The sequence below is a fragment of the Streptomyces sp. W16 genome, from assembly GCF_033194735.1.
Taxonomy (GTDB): domain Bacteria; phylum Actinomycetota; class Actinomycetes; order Streptomycetales; family Streptomycetaceae; genus Streptomyces.
In genome coordinates this window covers 1-17,514 of the sequence record NZ_JAWOAI010000182.1, presented here as the reverse complement: position 1 = coordinate 17,514, position 17,514 = coordinate 1, and the positions used below count along the sequence as shown (strand labels likewise).

The window sequence follows — 17,514 nt, the reverse complement described above, 5'->3', positions numbered from 1 at the left end:
CCGCGCAGCGGGCATCGGCCGACCCCGGACCGGTCTCGCCGACCTCGGCCCCACCTGGCAGGAGGCCTCGGCGGCAGCCCGCGCCGCCCTCGCGGAACCCCGCTTCGCCCCGGTCGCCGACTGGTCCCGCATCGGCCCGTACCGCCTCCTGACCTCCCTCTCCCCGGAGTCCGCCCACGACCCGGCGGTCGGCCCCCTCCTCTCCCCCGCCCACCACGAACTGGCCCGCACCGCCGAGGTGTACCTCGACTGCGCGGGCCAAGCGGGGCGTACGGCGGCCGAGTTGGGGATCCACCGGCAGACGCTCTACTACCGCCTGTCACGGGTGGAGCAGTTGACCGGGCTGGACCTGGACGACGGGGAGGACCGGTTGTTGCTGCACATGGGGTTGAAGGCGGCGCGGCTGTAGGCGTGGCCGACGGGTGATCTCCTGTCTGTCATGCCGCTGTTGATGCTCGATCTGGACAACACGTTGGTCGACCGTGATGCCGCGTTCCGGGACGCCGTGACGGAGTTCCTGGCCGCGCACGGCCTGCCCGAGGAGGACGTCGCCTGGGTGATGTCCGTGGACGCGAGCGGATACAGACCGAGGCCTGAGCTGGCCAGGGCCTTGACCGAGCGCTACGGCGGGGCGGTGTCCGACGCCGCCGTGCGGAGGTTCCTCGACCGGGGCGCCGCCGATCGCGTCACCCTGGCCGAGCCCACGCGCGACGCCCTCGCGAAGGCCGTCGCGGCGGGTTGGACGTGCGTGATCGTCACCAACGGCCGTACCGCACAACAGGAGTTGAAGATCCGGACGGCCGGGCTCGACGCGCTGGTCCACGGCTGGGTGGTCTCGGAGTCGGCCGGCCACAAGAAACCGGCACCGGAGATCTTCCACGCGGCGGCGGCCACGGTGGGCGAACCTCTTCACCCGTCCTGGGTCGTCGGCGACTCGGCACACGCCGACATCCGGGGCGCGACGGGCATCGACGCGCGCAGTGTGTGGGTGTCGAACGGCCGCCCGTGGACCGAGTCGGCGTTCCGCCCCACGCACATCGCCGCCGACGCCGCGTCCGCGATCCGTCACGTCATCGGTGCCCCGGAAACAGCGCGCCGGTAAGGGACTTCAGCACCGCGCCGGACCGGACAAGGTGCCGTGCGGGTGACCTCCCGCGAGAGTCGATCAGCAGGTCCGCCCGACGTAGTGGGCACCCTGGATCTTGCGGGCGGAGCCCAGCCAGGTCGTGCCGGGCCTGACGCACGCCTCGTGGTCACGCGCCCGGGCGACCCTGACCTTGATGACGACATGTGAGCCGTCGGTGGTGCAGTGACGGTAGTAGGCGTCGGTGCTGGTCTTGTAGAAGCCGCAGGGGCCGGCGGACGCGGGGGTGGCGGCGGCCACCGTCCCGAGCGAGGTGAGCACGAGGGCTGCGGCACCGAGGGCGCTGGTCACGACACGACGAACTCGCAAAGGAAACTCCTTGATCGGCGATCGGTTGGGTGAGTGGGTGGTTGGGCGGTCTGATACCGGCCACCACGATCGCCGCGCTGACGGGTGCGGTTGATCGGACTCCGTGTCGTTCACCCGGGGAATCGATTTGTCGCTGGGCCGATCGAGTGACATTCAGCCAACTCACCTGAAGTAGTGCCCCAGTTCGATGTCCTCGATGAGGCCGGGGTGGGCGGGCAGGTTCAGATGTCGGCCGATGGTCTCGGCGATCTCGCGGACGGGCACGCCCTCGTCATCGCCCCAACTGCCCGTCCGGTAGCAGTCATCGCGGGAACCGCCCTGTTCTGCGCGGGCTTCGGCATCGCCCGGAACGCCCCGCTCACCCTGATGTACGCCCGCGTCTCCGCCGCTTCCTACGGCACGGTCAGCGCCCTGTGGAACCTGGCCTACGACGCCGGAATGGGCCTCGGCGCGGCCGGCTTCGGCATCGCGGCCGGTCTGACCGGTTACCCGTGGGCCTTCACCCTGACCGCGCTGCTGATGCCGGCCGCGGTGGCACCGGCGCTGCGGGACCGGCGGATCACTGCGCCTTCCGCGCGCCCTCCAGCACCTGGCGCAGACCCTCGGTGAGGTGCTCCGCGTCCGGCGCGGTCTTCGGGTCGAAGGTCCACTGCATGATGAGCCCGGACATCACGATCATGTAGAACGAGCCGAGCGTGTCGGCGGTCTCGTCCGACACCTCCTCCTCCGGCACGCCCATGAGCAGCGAGACCAGCCCTCGGCCGCCCTCGCGCTGCGCGAGCGACAACTGGTCGCGGACCTCGGGCAGTTGGTCACCCATGGCCATGATCTCCCCGCTGAGCCGCCACATCGAGCCCGGCTCGCGGAGGGAGGCCACAACGTTCGACCACACCTCCCTGAACCGCTCCAGCGAGCCCGGCGCCCCTTCGAGCCGGTCACCCCACTCGAACGACATGCCGTCCACCAGCGAGACGTACGCCTGCGCGAGCAGCGCGTCCTTCGAGCCGTAGTGATAGCCGATGGACGCCAGGTTGGTGCCCGACTCCGTCACGATGTCGCGCGCCGTCGTCCGCGCGAACCCCTTCGCCAGCAGGCAGCGCTTCGCGCCTTCGAGCAGATCCTCACGGTGTCCCATGCGCGCCAGCCTACCGCCGATCCATACAACCGTCCTAGACGCGTGATTTACACGACCGATTCACACAAGCGATTTATACATGCGTCATAGACAAGCGTTTAAGACGCGCGTACATTCACTGCCATGACGAACTCGACGAGCTCGACGAACCCCGCGAGCACCCCCAACTCCCGTGCCGGGCGCCGGGAATGGACCGCGCTCGGCGTGCTGATGCTGCCGCTGCTGCTGGTCTCCATGGACGTCTCCGTCCTCTACTTCGCCATCCCGGCGATCAGCGCCGACCTGGAGCCCAGCGGCACCCAGCAGCTGTGGATCTTCGACATCTACGCCTTCGTCCTGGCCGGCCTGCTGATGACGATGGGCTCGATCGGCGACCGCATCGGCCGCCGTCGGCTCCTCCTGATCGGCGCCGCCGCCTTCGGGACCGCCTCGTTCATCGCCGCCTACGCGAACAGCGCCGAGACCCTGATCGCCGCCCGCGCGGTCCTCGGCATCGGCGGCGCCACCCTGATGCCCTCGACGATGGCGCTGCTGCGAACGATGTTCACCGACCCCGGCCAGCGCGCGAAGGCGATCGGCCTGTGGTCCGGCGTGATGACCGCCGGTGTCGCGCTCGGCTCGGTGCTGAGCGGTGTCCTCGTCCAGTACTTCTGGTGGGGCTCGGTCTTCCTGATCAACCTCCCCGCGATGGCCCTGCTCCTGCTCATCGGCCCGTTCCTGCTCCCCGAGTCGAAGAACCCCGCCCCCGGCCGCTTCGACTGGCCGAGCGTCCCGCTGTCCCTGGCCGGCGTACTGCCCGTGATCTACGGCCTCAAGGAGATCCCGTCCGAAGGCTGGCACGTCCAGTACGTCGTCTCGATCACCGTCGGCCTGCTCTTCGCGGCCCTCTTCGTCCACCGCCAGCGCACGACCGCGTCCCCGATGATCGACCCGTCCCTCTTCCGCGCCCGGGGCTTCACCCCCTCCGTCGTCCTCAACCTCGTCTCCGCCTTCGGGATGATGGGCTCGGCCTTCTTCACCACGCAGTACCTGCAGTCGGTGCTCGGCAAGAGTCCGTTGGAGGCGGCCCTGTGGGCGCTGCTCCCCTCGGTGCCGATCGGCATGGCTGCCCCGCTCGCAACAACCTTGGTCCAGAAGGGAGTTGACCGCGCCTACGTGGTCGCGTCGGGCTTCGGACTCGCCGCCTGCGGCTACGGCATGCTCGCCCTCACCGGCACCGACTCCCTCTGGCCGGCCCTGGCCGCCGCGGGCGTCCTCGCCTCCGGGATCGTCATGGTGATGTCCCAGATCATGGACCTCGCGATGGGCAGCGCCCCGGTGGAGAAGGCGGGCGTGGCGTCCTCGCTGATGGAGACGGGCGCGGAGTTCGGCGGCGCCCTGGGCATGGCGGTCCTCGGCTCCATCGGTACGGCGATCTACCGCCACGGCATCCCGGCCTCGGCCCCCGCCCCGGCCCACGAGACCCTCGGCGGCGCCCTCGCCGTGGCCCGGCAGCTGCCGGGGCGCACGGGAGACGCCCTGACCGCGACCGCCAGGGAGGCCTTCACCGACGGCATGCACGGCGCGGCGATCACCGGTGCGGTACTGCTGCTGGGCGCGGCCTTCGCGGCGGCGCGGACCCTGCGGGGGCTGCGGGTACAGACGCCGGAGCCGGTGGCGGCGGAGCCGCAAGAAGCGCAGGCGTGAGGGCCCAACACACAGGAACGCCGGGCGGGTTGAGGATTCTCTCCTCGACCCGCCCAGCGTTCACGTACAAACGCGACCGGCACTACTCAGCCCGTCCGGCGCCTTCTCAACCCAGGCCGCCAAAATCCAGCCCGTCCGGCGTTTGAGGACGAGGCCCCTTCAGGGCCGATCGGGGGTCTGGGGGCGGAGCCCCCAGCACCACCTCAGCCTCGGACCAGGCTCAGACGAGGTTCACCGAACGAGCCGACGTCGCGCCGATCTCCTCCGCCACCTCGGCCAGCACACCCGCGGCCACCGTGTCGTCGACGGTCAGCACGGCCAGCGCCTCGCCGCCCGCGACCGACCGCGACACCTGCATACCGGCGATGTTGATCCCGGCCTCACCGAAGACACGGCCGACCGTGCCGACAACACCGGGACGGTCCTCGTACCGCAGCACCACCATGTGGTCGGCAAGCGCGAGGTCGACGTCGTAGTCGCCGACCGCGACGATCTTCTGCAGGTTCTTGGGACCGGCCAGCGTGCCGGAGACCGCGACCTCCTCGCCGTTGCTCAGCGTGCCGCGCACGGTGACCACGTTGCGGTGGTCCGCGGACTCGGAGCTGGTCGTCAGCCGTACCTCGACGCCGCGCTCCTGCGCGAACAGCGGGGCGTTGACGTAGGACACGGTCTCGTCGACGACGTCCTCGAACACGCCCTTGAGCGCGGAGAGTTCGAGCACCTTGACGTCGTGCTGGGTGATCTCGCCGTAGACCTCGACGTCGAGGCGGACCGCGACCTCGCCCGCGAGGGCGGTGAAGATGCGGCCGAGCTTCTCTGCGAGGGGCAGGCCCGGCTTGACGTCCTCGGCGATGACGCCGCCCTGGACGTTCACCGCGTCGGGGACGAGTTCACCGGCGAGCGCGAGACGCACCGACCTGGCGACCGAGACTCCGGCCTTCTCCTGCGCCTCGTCCGTGGAGGCGCCGAGGTGCGGGGTGGAGACGACCTGGTCGAACTCGAACAGCGGGGAGTCCGTGCAGGGCTCCTTCGCGTAGACGTCGAGGCCGGCACCGGCGACGCGGCCTTCCTTGAGCGCGGAGTACAGCGCCTCCTCGTCGACGATCCCGCCGCGCGCGGCGTTGACGATCCGCACGGTCGGCTTGACCTTGCGCAGCGCCTCGTCGCCGATCAGACCGACCGTCTCGGGGGTCTTGGGCAGGTGCACGGTGATGAAGTCGGAGACTTCGAGCAGCTCGTCCAGCGAAAGGATCTTGACGCCCATCTGCGCGGCCCGCGCGGGCTGGATGTAGGGGTCGTAGGCAACGACCTTCATCCCGAACGCGGACATGCGCTGCGCCACGAGGGCACCGATACGTCCCAGACCCACGACACCCAGGGTCTTCTCGGCGAGCTCGACGCCCGTGTACTTGCTGCGCTTCCACTCGCCGTTCTTCAGCGCGGCGTTGGCCTGCGGGATGTGGCGTGCGGTCGCCAGCAGCAGACCGCAGGCCAGCTCGGCGGCGGTGACGATGTTCGAGGTGGGCGCGTTGACGACCATCACGCCGGCCTTGGTGGCGGCGGAGACGTCCACGTTGTCCAGGCCGACGCCGGCTCGTGCGACGACCTTCAGCTTCTTCGCGGCGGCGACCGCCTCGGCGTCGACCTTGGTGGCCGAGCGGATCAGGATCGCGTCCACGTCGGCGATCGCGGGGAGCAGCTCGCCCCGGTCGGCGCCGTTGCAGTGCCGGATCTCGAAGTCCGGGCCGAGGGCGTCCACCGTCGCGGGCGACAGCTCTTCAGCGATGAGTACGACAGGTTTCGAGCTCACGTGAGTCCTCACAAGTCCATTGCGTGCGGACGGCCGTCCCGACGGCCGCAGGCGGTGGAGGGGAAGCGGCGCCGAGGAATCTGTGGTGCGCTCCCGCGTCGTTCGGTGCGTGCTCTCGGTGTGCTGGACGAAGGTCCTCGTAGCGGAGCTACTAGGGCCTTTGGCCGGTGCGGCGAGAGTGCGTGCCGGGCGGCGCAGGGGTGTGCCTGACATTCCTCGGTGTCGCTTTGCCGCGGAGACGCACGACGCTGTGGGCCTGACGCGTATTAGTACGGCAGTGTAGTGGCGCTCCGACAGTCGTCTTACGCCTCTGCGGAAGGATCACCCGTCCGAGGCTGGACGGGTTGGACAAAGGGGCCGGAGCACCCGCTCCAGCCCCTTTGCCTCAGGACTTACGCCTCTTCGTCGACCCAGCTCATCAGCTTGCGGAGCTGCTTGCCGGTGGTCTCCAGCAGGGACTCGGCGTCCTTCTGCTTGTACTCGTTGTACTTCTTCAGGCCACCGTGGTACTCGGCCATCCACTCACGGGCGAAGGTGCCGTCCTGGATCTCGGCGAGGACCTGCTTCATCGTGGCCTTGGTCTCGTCCGTGATGATCCGCGGGCCGGTGACGTAGTCGCCCCACTCGGCGGTCTCGGAGATGGACCAGCGCATCTTCTCCAGGCCGCCCTCGTACATGAGGTCGACGATGAGCTTCAGCTCGTGCAGGCACTCGAAGTACGCGATCTCGGGCTGGTAGCCGGCCTCGGTCAGCGTCTCGAAACCGGCCTTGACCAGCGCGGCCGTACCACCGCAGAGCACGGCCTGCTCACCGAACAGGTCGGTCTCGGTCTCCTCGGTGAAGGTCGTCTTGATGACGCCGGCGCGGGTGCCGCCGATGCCCTTCGCGTACGACAGCGCGAGCGCGAAGCCGTTGCCGGTCGCGTCCTGCTCGACGGCCGCGATACACGGAACGCCGCGGCCCTCCTCGTACTGGCGGCGGACGAGGTGGCCCGGGCCCTTGGGGGCGACCATGCAGACGTCGACGCCGGCCGGGGGCTTGATGAAGTCGAAGCGGATGTTCAGGCCGTGGCCGAAGAACAGCGCGTCGCCGTCCTTGAGGTTGTCCTTGATGGACTCCTCGTAGACCTGGGCCTGGATCGGGTCCGGCACCAGGATCATGATGACGTCGGCCTCGGCGGCGGCCTCGGACGGGGTCACCACGCGCAGGCCCTGCTCCTCGGCCTTCGCCTTGGACTTGGAGCCCTCGTGCAGACCGACGCGCACGTCGACGCCGGAGTCACGGAGCGACAGCGCGTGGGCGTGGCCCTGGCTGCCGTAGCCGATGACCGCGACCTTGCGGCCCTGGATGATGGACAGGTCGGCGTCGGCGTCGTAGAACAGCTCGGCCACTTTGGGTTCTCTCCTTGGTGTGCAGGTGTTGCGTCCCACCGTATGACGGCGGGCGGAAACGAAGTTCGGGGGTCTCGGAATGCGGGCGGCCGGGGCCGCCCGCACACGGGTCTACGCGGAGCGGTCGAGCGCGCGCAGCGAGCGGTCGGTGATGGAGCGGGCGCCGCGGCCGATGGCGATCGTGCCGGACTGGACCAGCTCCTTGATGCCGTACGGCTCCAGCATCTTGAGCATGGCGGACAGCTTGTCGCTGGAGCCGGTGGCCTCGATGGTGACGGCCTCCGGGGAGACGTCGACCGTCTTGGCGCGGAAGAGCTGGACGATCTCGACGATCTGGGAGCGCGTCTCGTTGTCGGCGCGCACCTTCACCAGAACGAGTTCGCGCTGAACCGCGGAACCCGCCTCCAGTTCGACGATCTTCAGCACGTTGACGAGCTTGTTGAGCTGCTTGGTGACCTGTTCGAGCGGGAGTGCCTCGATCACGTTCACCACGATCGTGATGCGGGAGATGTCGGGGTGCTCGGTGACGCCGACCGCGAGGGAGTCGATGTTGAAGCCGCGCCGGGAGAACAGGGCGGTGATCCGGGCAAGGACACCGGGCTTGTTCTCCACCAGGACGGAGAGCGTGTGCTTGGACATTTCTCTTTCGTCTCTCTCGCTCAGTCGTCTTCGTTGTCGCCGAAGTCGGGGCGGACGTCCCGGGCGAACATGACCTCGTCGTTGGAGGTGCCGGCCGCGACCATCGGCCACACCATGGCGTCCTCGTGGACGATGAAGTCGATCACGACGGGGCGGTCGTTGATCGAGTTCGCCTCCTCGATGCACTTGTCGAGGTCGTCGGGGGACTCGCAGCGGATCGCGTAACAGCCCATCGCCTCCGACAACTTGACGAAGTCGGGGATGCGCGTGCCGGCGCTCGGCTGCTTGCCGTCGGCCTCCGGGCCGCTGTGCAGCACGGTGTTGGAGTAGCGCTGGTTGTAGAACAGGGTCTGCCACTGGCGGACCATGCCGAGGGCGCCGTTGTTGATGATGGCGACCTTGATCGGGATGTTGTTCAGGGCGCAGGTGGTGAGTTCCTGATTGGTCATCTGGAAGCAGCCGTCGCCGTCGATCGCCCAGACCGTCTGGTCCGGCGCTCCGGCCTTGGCACCCATCGCGGCCGGGACCGCGTAGCCCATCGTCCCGGCGCCGCCGGAGTTCAGCCAGGTCGCCGGCTTCTCGTACTGGATGTAGTGCGCGGCCCACATCTGGTGCTGGCCGACGCCCGCCGCGAAGATCGTTCCCTCCGGGGCGAGTTGGCCGACGCGCTCGATGACCTGCTGCGGGGAGAGCGAGCCGTTGTCGGGCTGCTCGTAGCCGAGCGGGTAGGTCTCGCGCCAGCGGTTGAGGTCCTTCCACCAGGCGCTGTAGTCGCCGGTGTGGCCCTCGCTGTGCTCCTTCTGGACGGCCTGGACGAGGTCGGCGATGACCTCGCGGGCGTCCCCGACGATCGGCACGTCGGCGGCGCGGTTCTTGCCGATCTCCGCCGGGTCGATGTCGGCGTGGACGATCTTGGCGTGCGGGGCGAAGCTGTCCAGCTTGCCGGTGACGCGGTCGTCGAAGCGGGCTCCGAGGGCGACGATCAGGTCGGCCTTCTGCAGCGCGGTGACGGCGGTGACCGCACCGTGCATGCCCGGCATTCCCACGTGCAGCTCGTGACTGTCGGGGAATGCGCCGAGCGCCATCAGGGTGGTGGTGACGGGCGCTCCGGTGAGTTCTGCGAGGACCTTCAGCTCGGCGGTGGCGTGTGCCTTGAGGACACCGCCGCCGACGTAGAGGACGGGCCGCTTCGCGGCGGTGATCAGCTTGGCGGCCTCGCGGATCTGCTTGGCGTGCGGCTTGGTCACCGGGCGGTAGCCGGGCAGGTCCATGACCGGCGGCCAGGAGAAGGTGGTCTTCGCCTGGAGGGCGTCCTTCGCGATGTCGACCAGCACCGGGCCGGGCCGGCCGGTGGAGGCGATGTGGAAGGCCTGCGCGATGACGCGCGGGATGTCCTCGGCCTTGGTGACCAGGAAGTTGTGCTTGGTGACCGGCATCGTGATGCCGACGATGTCCGCCTCCTGGAAGGCGTCCGTACCGATCGCCTTCGACGCAACCTGCCCGGTGATCGCCACGAGCGCCACCGAGTCCATGTGCGCGTCGGCGATCGGCGTCACCAGATTGGTGGCACCGGGCCCTGAAGTCGCCATGCAGACGCCGACCTTGCCGGTGGCCTGCGCGTAGCCGGTGGCCGCGTGGCCCGCGCCCTGCTCGTGCCGGACCAGCACGTGACGCACCCGCGTCGAGTCCATCAGCGGGTCGTAGGCCGGAAGGATCGCACCGCCGGGAATGCCGAATACCGTGTCGGCCCCGACCTCCTCAAGCGAGCGGATGAGGGACTGCGCACCCGTGACGTGCTCGGGGGCGGACGGCTGTCCTCCGGATCGGGGCCGCGGCTGCGGATGGGCCCCGGTGGCCTGCTCGGTCATCGTCATTCTCTTCTCGATGCTGAGGGTTTTTGCGAGGTTTGTGGGGGGTTCTGCTGCTGCACGACTGGATCTTGTGCAACAAAAAACCCCTCGTGCCGTGAGGCAAGCGAGGGGAGCGCGCCGGGTGCGGTCGCTGGGAGTTCCGGGTCCGTCCGGACGTCACCAGCTTCAGCCGACGCGCTTTCCAAGTACGAGAATTCGGGTGCGCATGGCATTGACCCTCCCCCCGGCACGCACCGACTGTCAAGTGGGTGGGACGGGAGTCTCATTATGTGAGCGGAGGCCTGTTCCGCCACCGAAAACCACGGGCACACCACTTGTGTACACCCCCGAGCCGCCGCCCGCGAACGCGGGCTCGGCCGGGCCGTGCGGCACCGGATAGTGGCCGCAGGACAGGGCCCTGCGCAGCCGGTACTCGTCCAGCGGCCCGGAGAAGGCCATGCCCTGCCCGTGCGTACAGCCCATCGCGCGCAGGGCGACCACCTGCTCCGGCAGGTCGACCCCGTCGGCCACGGACTGGAGTCCCAGATCCCCGGCGATCCGCAGCAGCCCGCTGGTGATCTTGTGCAGCCGCGCGGACTCGACGACGCCCTCGACCAGACTGCGGTCCAGTTTCAGTACGTCGACGGGCAGCCGCCGTAGCGTCGTGATGGTCGCGTAGCCGCTGCCGAAGCCGTCCAGGGCGATCCGGACGCCCAGTCGCCGCAGGGCGGTCAGCCGGCGCTCCAGCTCGTCCAGGGAGACCCGCGGGTCGGTGTCGGACAGCTCGACGACCAGGGAGCCGGACGGCAGCCCGTGCCGGGTCAGCAGGGCCTCGATCGAGCCGAGCGGCATCGACTTGTCCAGCAGCCGCCGGGCGCTCATCCGCACGGCCACGGACACGGCGGGCCCAGCCGCGATGCGCTCGGCGGCCTGCTCCACGGCCTCCTCCAGCATCCAGCGCCCCAACTCGGCGGTCCTGTCGCTGTCCTCGGCCACCCGCAGGAACTCGGCCGGTGTGAACAGCACCCCCTGCGACGAACGCCATCTCGCCTGCGTGGAGACCGAGGTGATCCGGCCGTCCGTCAGCGACACCACGGGCTGGTGCAGCAGCGCGAACTCGCCGTCGTGCAGTGCGGCCCGCAGCCGCGTGGCCAGCTCCGCCTTCCGTACGACGTCCTGCTGCATCTGTGGCGCGTACAGCTCGACCCGGCCCTTGCCGGCGCCCTTGGCGCGGTACATCGCGAGGTCCGCGTTGCGCAGCAACTCCCCCGCGCCCAGGCCCGGTTCGGCGAAGGCGACGCCGATGGAGGCGGCGACACGGACATCGTTGCCGTCGATGAGATACGGCTGGGACAGGGTGATTCTCAGGCGGTCGGCGAGTTCCATGATGTGCCGCTCGCGGGCAGCGCGGTCCCGGGTGCCGTCGCCGACGATCAGGGCCGCGAACTCGTCGCCGCCGAGCCGGGAGGCGGTGTCGCCGTGCCGGACCGCCGCGTGCAGCCTGCGGGCGGCCTGGACGAGGAGTTCGTCCCCGGCCTGGTGGCCGATGGTGTCGTTGACGGCCTTGAAGCCGTCGAGGTCGATGAAGAGCACGGCGGTGCCGCGGTCCGTGGAGCGGCGGCCGGACAGGGCCTGCTGGACGCGCTTGGTGAACAGGGCGCGGTTGGGCAGGTCGGTGAGCGGGTCGTGCTCGGCGTTGTGCTGCAATTGCGCCTGGAGGCGCACCCTTTCGGTCACGTCCCGGCTGTTGAAGATCAGGCCGCCGTGATGGCGGTTGACGGTCGACTCGACGTTCAGCCAGCCGCCGTCGCCGGACCGGAAGCGGCACTCGATACGGGTGTTGGACTCCTCGTAGGGGCTGGCGGCGAGGAAGCGGCGCACCTCGTGCACCACGCAGCCCAGGTCCTCGGGGTGGATGAGCGAGGCCAGTTCGTTCCCGACCAGCTCCTCCGCGGCCTTGCCGTAGACACCGGCGGCGGCCGGGGAGACGTAGCGGAGGATGCCGTTCGGGGCGGCGATCATGATGACGTCGCTGGAGCCCTGCACCAGGGAGCGGAAGTGGTTCTCCTTCTGGGCCAGTTCCTGGGTGAGGGTGATGTTGTCGAGCAGCATGATGCCCTGGCGGACCACGAGGGCGAGGACCACGCAGCCCGCGGTGATGAGCACCACGCGGTCGGGGCTGCGGCCGTTGAGGACGTTGTAGAGGATCCCCAACGTGCAGACGGCGGCGGCGAGATACGGGGTGAGCGCGGCCAGTGAACCGGCGATGGGCCGGGTGGCCGGATAGCGGCCGTGGTCGGCGCCGGGCGCGGCTGCCGGGTGCTGGACGCCGGTGCGCTGTCCGGGCCGGTGTTCGTGCACCACGCGCGTGTGCCCGTCGTCCTCGGGCTGGGCGTGCCGGGGCGTGGCCCACGGGGCGTAGGCGAGGAGCAGCGAGCCGGCGAACCAGCCCGCGTCGAGCAACTGGCCCGAGTGGTAGTTGTTGTGGAGCAGCGGCGAGGTGAACAGGGCGTCGCACATCACGGTCAGGGCCAGCGCGCCGATCGCGGTGTTCACGGCGGTGCGGTTGACCGAGGAGCGCCGGAAGTGCAGCGCGAGCACCATGCTGACCAGGGCGATGTCGAGCAACGGGTACGCCAGGGAGAGCGCGGTGTGGGCCACGCTCGGCCCGTCGAACTTGGCGGCCTGGGCCAGCGCGAGGCTCCAGGACAGCGTGAGCAGCGAGCCCCCGATCAGCCAGGCGTCGAGGGCCAGGCAGACCCAACCGGCCTTCGTGACAGGCCGCTTGGCGAGAACGAGCAGGCCCACGATGGCGGGCGGCGCGAAGCACAGGAAGAACAGGTCGGCGAAGCTGGGGCTGGGGACGGTCCGTTCGAGCACGACCTCGTACCACCCCCAGACTCCGTTGCCCAGTGCCGCCATCGCCGAGGAGAGCGAGAACAGCAGCCAGGCCGGTCGAAAGCGGATACGGCGGCTTCGCGCGTAGAGGAAGCACGAGACGGCGGCGGTACCGGCCGCCGCGCTGAGCCCGAAGTCGCCCATGATCAGGGCGACTTGGCGCGATCCCCAGTCGAGCGCGGAACCGACGGCGTATCCCGCGCACACCAGGGCCAGGACGAGTTGCTGGACCAGGCTCCAGCCGCCGGAAGCCGACGGTCGTGGTTGCCGCGCTCCCGGCGAAGTCCTGTTCCGGAGCGCCCCGTTGAGGGTGGTCGGCGCAGACGGTGGCGAACTCACCGGGCCCTCCCGGTCCGCGTCGCTCCCGGGTCCCGCGGGCCCCGGTGCGCTGGATGGGCGTGCCTGCGGCGGCTGTTGTGCCTGCGGTGGTGATGGCTGGGGTGGCTGTGCTGTCCGCCATGACCGCTGTGGCTGCCGTGACCGCTGTGATTGCCGTGACAGCCGTGGTGACCGCGTCTGCGCGCGGCGGTGCGCCAGGGTCGCCGTCGGCGGCCCCGCCGCGTCGGATCGCTCGTCCATAGGCCGTGCATCGCCCGTCGCCCCCCTCACAGTCTGAAATGTCCAACCCCGGCGCCGAACGGTGCGCGGCGCAGCCCCTGCCGGGACGATACACCAGTCTCGTCACTCAGGGACATAGTTCCTCTACGCTCCGTGACGACCAGCGGAGATGCGTGCACGCCCCGCTTCCGGAAGGTTGCGGAGGGTACCGGAAGCGGATGACACGCTTGTTGCGACTACCCCGTTGGGCCCGTCGTAAGGATCACGTTGCGCAGCGGCTCCCGGTTCACGAACCGTCCCAACTGGTCCACAACCAGACGCTTCGCACGCGGCAGGAACGCCGAAGTGGGCCCGCCGACATGCGGACTGATCAGCACGCCCGGCGCCTGCCACAACGGGTGCCCCTGGGGCAGCGGTTCGGGGTCGGTGACGTCCAACGCGGCGGTGATACGGCCGCTTTCCAGCTCCGCGAGCAGCGCCTTGGTGTCCACGACGGGACCGCGGGCCACGTTGACCAGCAGCGCCCCGTCCTTCATCCGGGCCAGGAACTCGGCGTCGACCAGATGACGGGTGGTCTCGGTGAGCGGCGTGGACAGGATGACGACGTCCGCCTCCGGGAGCAGGGCGGGCAGTTCGGTGAACGGATGCACCGGTCCGCGCTCCGTGGTGCGCCCGGAGCGCGCCACGCGCGCCACCCGCGCGAGCTCGAAGGGAGTGAGCCGGTCCTCGATGGCGGCTCCGATGGCGCCGTAGCCGACGATGAGGACGGACCGGTCGGCGAGCGCCGGGTGGAAGTCGCCCTGCCAGCGCTCCTGTTGCTGCGCCCGCACGAACTCCGGGATGCCGCGCAGCGAGGCGAGGGTCAGCGTGAGCGCGAGTTCGGCGGTGCTCGCCTCGTGCACCCCGCGGGCGTTGCACAACTGCACCCCCGGGACGATCAAAGAGAGGTCCGCGGTCATGTCGTCGATCCCGGCCGTCAGCGTCTGGATGAGCTGCAGATTCCGCATCTGCTCCAGGGGCCGCGTCTTCACGGGCTGACGCTTCATGTACGGCACCACGTATACGAGGCAGTCCGCGGGATCGCCCGGGAACTCCTGACCGCCGTCTTCACCCCCGTCCCAGAACAGGTAGTTGGGGCCCTCGGGGAGCCCTGCGATCTCCTCCGGCGGGATGGGCAGCCACACGTCGACAGTCATGGTCAGGAGGCTATGTCAGGCACACGCGCGTGCAGAGGTTAGGTTGGTGGGCCAGGAGAGGGAGGGTCACGAGCAGGTGGAGCGCAGGACGATCGGTGCGGGGGCGCTCTCGATGGGGGCCGTCGGGCTCGGCTGCATGCCGATGAACTGGGCGTACAGCGGGTCGCGGCAGCGGGGCGACGAGTCGGTCAGGGCCGTGCACCGGGCGCTCGACCTGGGCATGACGCTGCTGGACACCGCCGACATGTACGGCCCGTTCACCAACGAGCTGTTGTTGGGGCGGGTGTTGAAGGAGCGGCGCGGGGACGCGTTCGTGTCGACCAAGGTCGGCCTGCTGGTCGGCGAACAGCACATCGTGGCCAACGGCCGCCCCGGCTATGTGAAACGCGCGTGCGACGCGTCGCTGCGCCGCCTCCAGACCGAGGTGATCGACCTCTACCAACTGCACCGCGCCGACCCCGAGGTCCCGGTCGAGGAGACGTGGGGTGCGATGGCGGATCTCGTACAGGCCGGAAAAGTAAGGGCGTTGGGGGTGTGCGCGGTCGGTGCCCGTGCCGCGCGCCGGCCCGGGGCGCGGCTGCATGACGGAACGATCCGCCAACTCCAGCGCGTGCAGCAGGTGTTCCCGGTGACTGCGGTGCAGGCCGAGTTGTCGGTGTGGTCGACGGAGGCGCTGGACGCGCTGCTGCCGTGGTGCGCGGCGCGCGGGGTCGGCTTCCTGGCGGCGATGCCCCTCGGCAACGGCTTCCTGACCGGCACCCTCACCCCGGGCGAGGGCTTCGAACCGGACGACGTGCGCGCCCGGCATCCCCGCTTCACCGCGGAGATGACCGCCGCGAACCAGCCGATCGTGGCCGGTCTGCGCCGCGTGGCCCGCCGGCACGGCCCGGAGGTCACCCCGGCGCAGGTGGCCCTGGCGTGGGTGCTGGCGCAGGGCTCGCACGTGGTGCCGGTACCGGGCACCAAGCAGGAGCGGTGGGTGACGGAGAACGCTGAGGCGGCGGAACTGCGCCTCACACCGGAGGACCTCACGGAGGTGGCGGAACTGCCTGCGGCGCTGGGCTCCTGGGACTGACCGCCGTACACGGGACAAGGCTCGATCGTGCGTCGGTCGTCGATGATCGGGAACCCGTGCGGAGTGAGCGGTGTATGACAAGTAGAACCCGTCGTGAGACCGTCGAAGGGACCTGATCGTGCACCGTCGAGTCGTGTCGGCCGCCCTGGCCGTGACCGCACTCCTGCTGACGGCCGGCTGCTCCTCCGGCGGTCCAGACCCGCGCTACGGCACAAGTCCGTCATCCGGCAGCGCCGGTACGGCGACGGGGTCGTCGCCCTCCGGGCAGCCCACCGCGCAGGTCCCGCCCGCCAAGGGCACGGTAAAGGTGCTGCGCACGGTCACCGAGGGCCTGAAGACCCCCTGGGGCCTGGCCCCGCTGCCCGACGGAAACCTCCTCGTCTCCTCCCGCGACGACGGCACGATCACCCGGATCACCGAGAAGACCGGCCAGAAGACCGAACTGGGCACGGTCTCCGGGGTCTCCCCGGCGGGCGAGGGCGGCCTCCTCGGCATCGCGCTCTCCCCGGACTACGCCTCGGACCACATGATCTACGCCTACTTCACCTCGGCCTCGGACAACCGCATCGTCCGCATGCTGTACGACGCGCAGAAGCCGGCCGGTGAGCAGCTGGGCGCGCCGGACACGATCTTCAAGGGCATCCCCAAGGGCTATATCCACAACGGCGGCCGGATCGCCTTCGGCCCGGACGGCATGCTGTACGCGGGCACGGGCGAGAGCGGTCAGCGGGGTCTGGCGCAGGACAAGAAGTCCCTGGGCGGCAAGATCCTGCGGCTGACCCCGGAGGGCGACCCGGCGCCGGGCAACCCGTTCCCGAACTCACCGGTGTACACCTACGGCCACCGCAATGTGCAGGGTCTGGCCTGGGACTCCAAGCAGCGGCTGTTCGCCTCGGAGTTCGGCCAGGACACCTGGGACGAGCTGAACGCGATCAAGCCGGGCGACGACTACGGCTGGCCGGACGCGGAGGGCAAGGGCAGCGACCCCAAGTACCACAACCCGATCACCCAGTGGCACACCGACGACGCCTCCCCCAGCGGCATCGCCTATGCCGAGGGCTCCATATGGATGGCGGGGCTGAAGGGCCGGCGCCTGTGGCGCATCCCGCTGGACGGCACGAAGGCGTCGGCCGCCCCGCAGGCCTTCCTCACCGGCGAGTACGGCCGGCTGCGCACAGTGGTGTCGGCCGGCGGCGACAAGCTGTGGCTGGTGACCAGCAACACGGACGGCCGGGGCACGCCTAAGACGGGGGACGACCGGATTCTGGAGCTTCAGGTGTCGTAGCGGACGCGTCGGGGGCCGGGTCGGCGGAGGGGTCGGCTTCGGGCAGACGTACGACGACCTTGCCGGACTCCAGGTCTATCGGCCCGCGTCCGGGGTCGCCGTCGGCGACGTCGACCCTGGTCATCTCCAGCCGGTTGCGCTCGTCCTCGGTGTGCTTGCGGCCGGGTGAGAACAGTTCCTCGAACATGTTGAACACGGCGCCTCCCCTGGCCGGTCCCCTACAGCGTACGGCTCATCCGCCCGAACGCACGGTGAGCGGGTCGGGCGGGAACAGCCCCAGCCGGTGGGCCACGGCCGCCGCCTCGCCCCGGCCGGAGACACCGAGCTTGCCGAGGATGTTCGAGACGTGGACGCTCGCGGTCTTCGGGGAGATGAAGAGTTCCTCGGCGATCTGCCGGTTGGTGCGGCCGGCGGAGACCAGGCGCAGGACGTCGCGCTCCCGGCTGGTGAGGCCGAGCGCCTCGACGGGGTCGGCGGGGACGGCTCTCGGCGCCGGGACCCTGGTGAGCGTCAGCCGGGCCCGCTGGGCGAGCAGGGC

At 70.0% G+C, this 17,514-nt stretch carries 16 protein-coding genes; 6 read left to right on the top strand and 10 right to left on the bottom strand.

Going from position 1 to position 17,514, the window contains the following annotated elements:
- Both R6V09_RS24020 and R6V09_RS24015 read left to right on the top strand, forming a co-directional pair.
- Window positions 1–409: PucR family transcriptional regulator (locus tag R6V09_RS24020; protein WP_317883503.1), on the top strand; the 409-nt coding region annotated here is incomplete at its 5' end.
- A 30-nt stretch (window positions 410–439) separates the two neighbouring features.
- On the top strand, window positions 440–1,102 hold the full coding sequence (locus R6V09_RS24015) for an HAD family hydrolase (RefSeq protein ID WP_317883502.1): 663 nt from the start codon (window positions 440–442) through the stop codon (window positions 1,100–1,102).
- 63 nt (window positions 1,103–1,165) lie between these two features.
- On the opposite strand, the gene R6V09_RS24010 is transcribed toward R6V09_RS24015, so the two are convergent.
- Window positions 1,166–1,453: a DUF6355 family natural product biosynthesis protein gene (locus tag R6V09_RS24010; RefSeq protein WP_317883501.1), complete on the bottom strand. Its 288-nt coding sequence runs from the start codon at window positions 1,451–1,453 to the stop codon at window positions 1,166–1,168.
- Between the two features lie 174 nt (window positions 1,454–1,627).
- Between R6V09_RS24010 and R6V09_RS24005 the strand changes: the two genes are divergently transcribed.
- Window positions 1,628–2,062 carry a hypothetical protein gene (locus tag R6V09_RS24005; RefSeq protein WP_317883500.1) on the top strand — a complete coding sequence of 145 codons (435 nt, stop codon included), beginning with the start codon at window positions 1,628–1,630 and terminating at the stop codon, window positions 2,060–2,062.
- Here the strand turns inward: R6V09_RS24005 and R6V09_RS24000 are convergent.
- Window positions 2,013–2,588 (bottom strand): TetR/AcrR family transcriptional regulator, encoded by a 576-nt coding sequence (locus R6V09_RS24000; RefSeq protein ID WP_317883499.1) that lies wholly within the window; start codon window positions 2,586–2,588, stop codon window positions 2,013–2,015. The genes R6V09_RS24005 and R6V09_RS24000 overlap by 50 nt on opposite strands.
- 123 nt (window positions 2,589–2,711) lie before the next feature.
- Here R6V09_RS24000 and R6V09_RS23995 point away from each other — a divergent pair, with 123 nt between their 5' ends.
- Window positions 2,712–4,274: an MFS transporter gene (locus tag R6V09_RS23995; protein ID WP_317883498.1), complete on the top strand. Its 1,563-nt coding sequence runs from the start codon at window positions 2,712–2,714 to the stop codon at window positions 4,272–4,274.
- Window positions 4,275–4,494: 220 nt separating this feature from the next.
- Here the strand turns inward: R6V09_RS23995 and serA are convergent, their stop codons facing one another.
- From serA to R6V09_RS23965, 6 genes are all read right to left on the bottom strand, one after another.
- Window positions 4,495–6,084 carry a phosphoglycerate dehydrogenase gene (serA, locus tag R6V09_RS23990; RefSeq protein ID WP_317883497.1) on the bottom strand — a complete coding sequence of 530 codons (1,590 nt, stop codon included), beginning with the start codon at window positions 6,082–6,084 and terminating at the stop codon, window positions 4,495–4,497.
- Window positions 6,085–6,476: 392 nt separating this feature from the next.
- Entirely contained in the window at window positions 6,477–7,475 is a 999-nt protein-coding gene (gene ilvC, locus R6V09_RS23985; protein ID WP_019068660.1) for a ketol-acid reductoisomerase, read from the bottom strand.
- A gap of 111 nt (window positions 7,476–7,586) precedes the next feature.
- Window positions 7,587–8,114 (bottom strand): acetolactate synthase small subunit, encoded by a 528-nt coding sequence (gene ilvN, locus R6V09_RS23980; protein WP_033282732.1) that lies wholly within the window; start codon window positions 8,112–8,114, stop codon window positions 7,587–7,589.
- Between the two features lie 20 nt (window positions 8,115–8,134).
- A complete protein-coding gene (locus R6V09_RS23975) occupies window positions 8,135–9,988 on the bottom strand; it encodes an acetolactate synthase large subunit (RefSeq protein WP_317883496.1) in 1,854 nt (617 codons plus the stop codon).
- Between the two features lie 237 nt (window positions 9,989–10,225).
- The gene (locus R6V09_RS23970) at window positions 10,226–13,201 is read right to left on the bottom strand and encodes a putative bifunctional diguanylate cyclase/phosphodiesterase (protein WP_317883495.1); all 2,976 of its coding nucleotides are present in this window, start codon (window positions 13,199–13,201) and stop codon (window positions 10,226–10,228) included.
- Window positions 13,202–13,656: 455 nt separating this feature from the next.
- Window positions 13,657–14,616, bottom strand: a complete 960-nt coding sequence (locus tag R6V09_RS23965; RefSeq protein ID WP_317883494.1) for a 2-hydroxyacid dehydrogenase — start codon at window positions 14,614–14,616, stop codon at window positions 13,657–13,659.
- Between the two features lie 76 nt (window positions 14,617–14,692).
- Between R6V09_RS23965 and R6V09_RS23960 the strand changes: the two genes are divergently transcribed.
- Complete coding sequence (locus tag R6V09_RS23960) at window positions 14,693–15,691, top strand: aldo/keto reductase (RefSeq protein WP_317883493.1); 999 nt, start codon at window positions 14,693–14,695, stop codon at window positions 15,689–15,691.
- Between the two features lie 133 nt (window positions 15,692–15,824).
- Complete coding sequence (locus R6V09_RS23955; RefSeq protein WP_317883504.1) at window positions 15,825–16,976, top strand: PQQ-dependent sugar dehydrogenase; 1,152 nt, start codon at window positions 15,825–15,827, stop codon at window positions 16,974–16,976.
- Here R6V09_RS23955 and R6V09_RS23950 read toward each other — a convergent pair.
- Both R6V09_RS23950 and R6V09_RS23945 read right to left on the bottom strand, forming a co-directional pair.
- Window positions 16,933–17,163 carry a DUF6191 domain-containing protein gene (locus tag R6V09_RS23950; protein WP_442810118.1) on the bottom strand — a complete coding sequence of 77 codons (231 nt, stop codon included), beginning with the start codon at window positions 17,161–17,163 and terminating at the stop codon, window positions 16,933–16,935. The two genes, R6V09_RS23955 and R6V09_RS23950, sit on opposite strands and share 44 nt — an antisense overlap.
- A gap of 45 nt (window positions 17,164–17,208) precedes the next feature.
- Window positions 17,209–17,514, bottom strand: a 306-nt coding sequence (locus R6V09_RS23945; RefSeq protein ID WP_317883491.1) for a helix-turn-helix domain-containing protein, incomplete at its 5' end; no start/stop codon positions are given.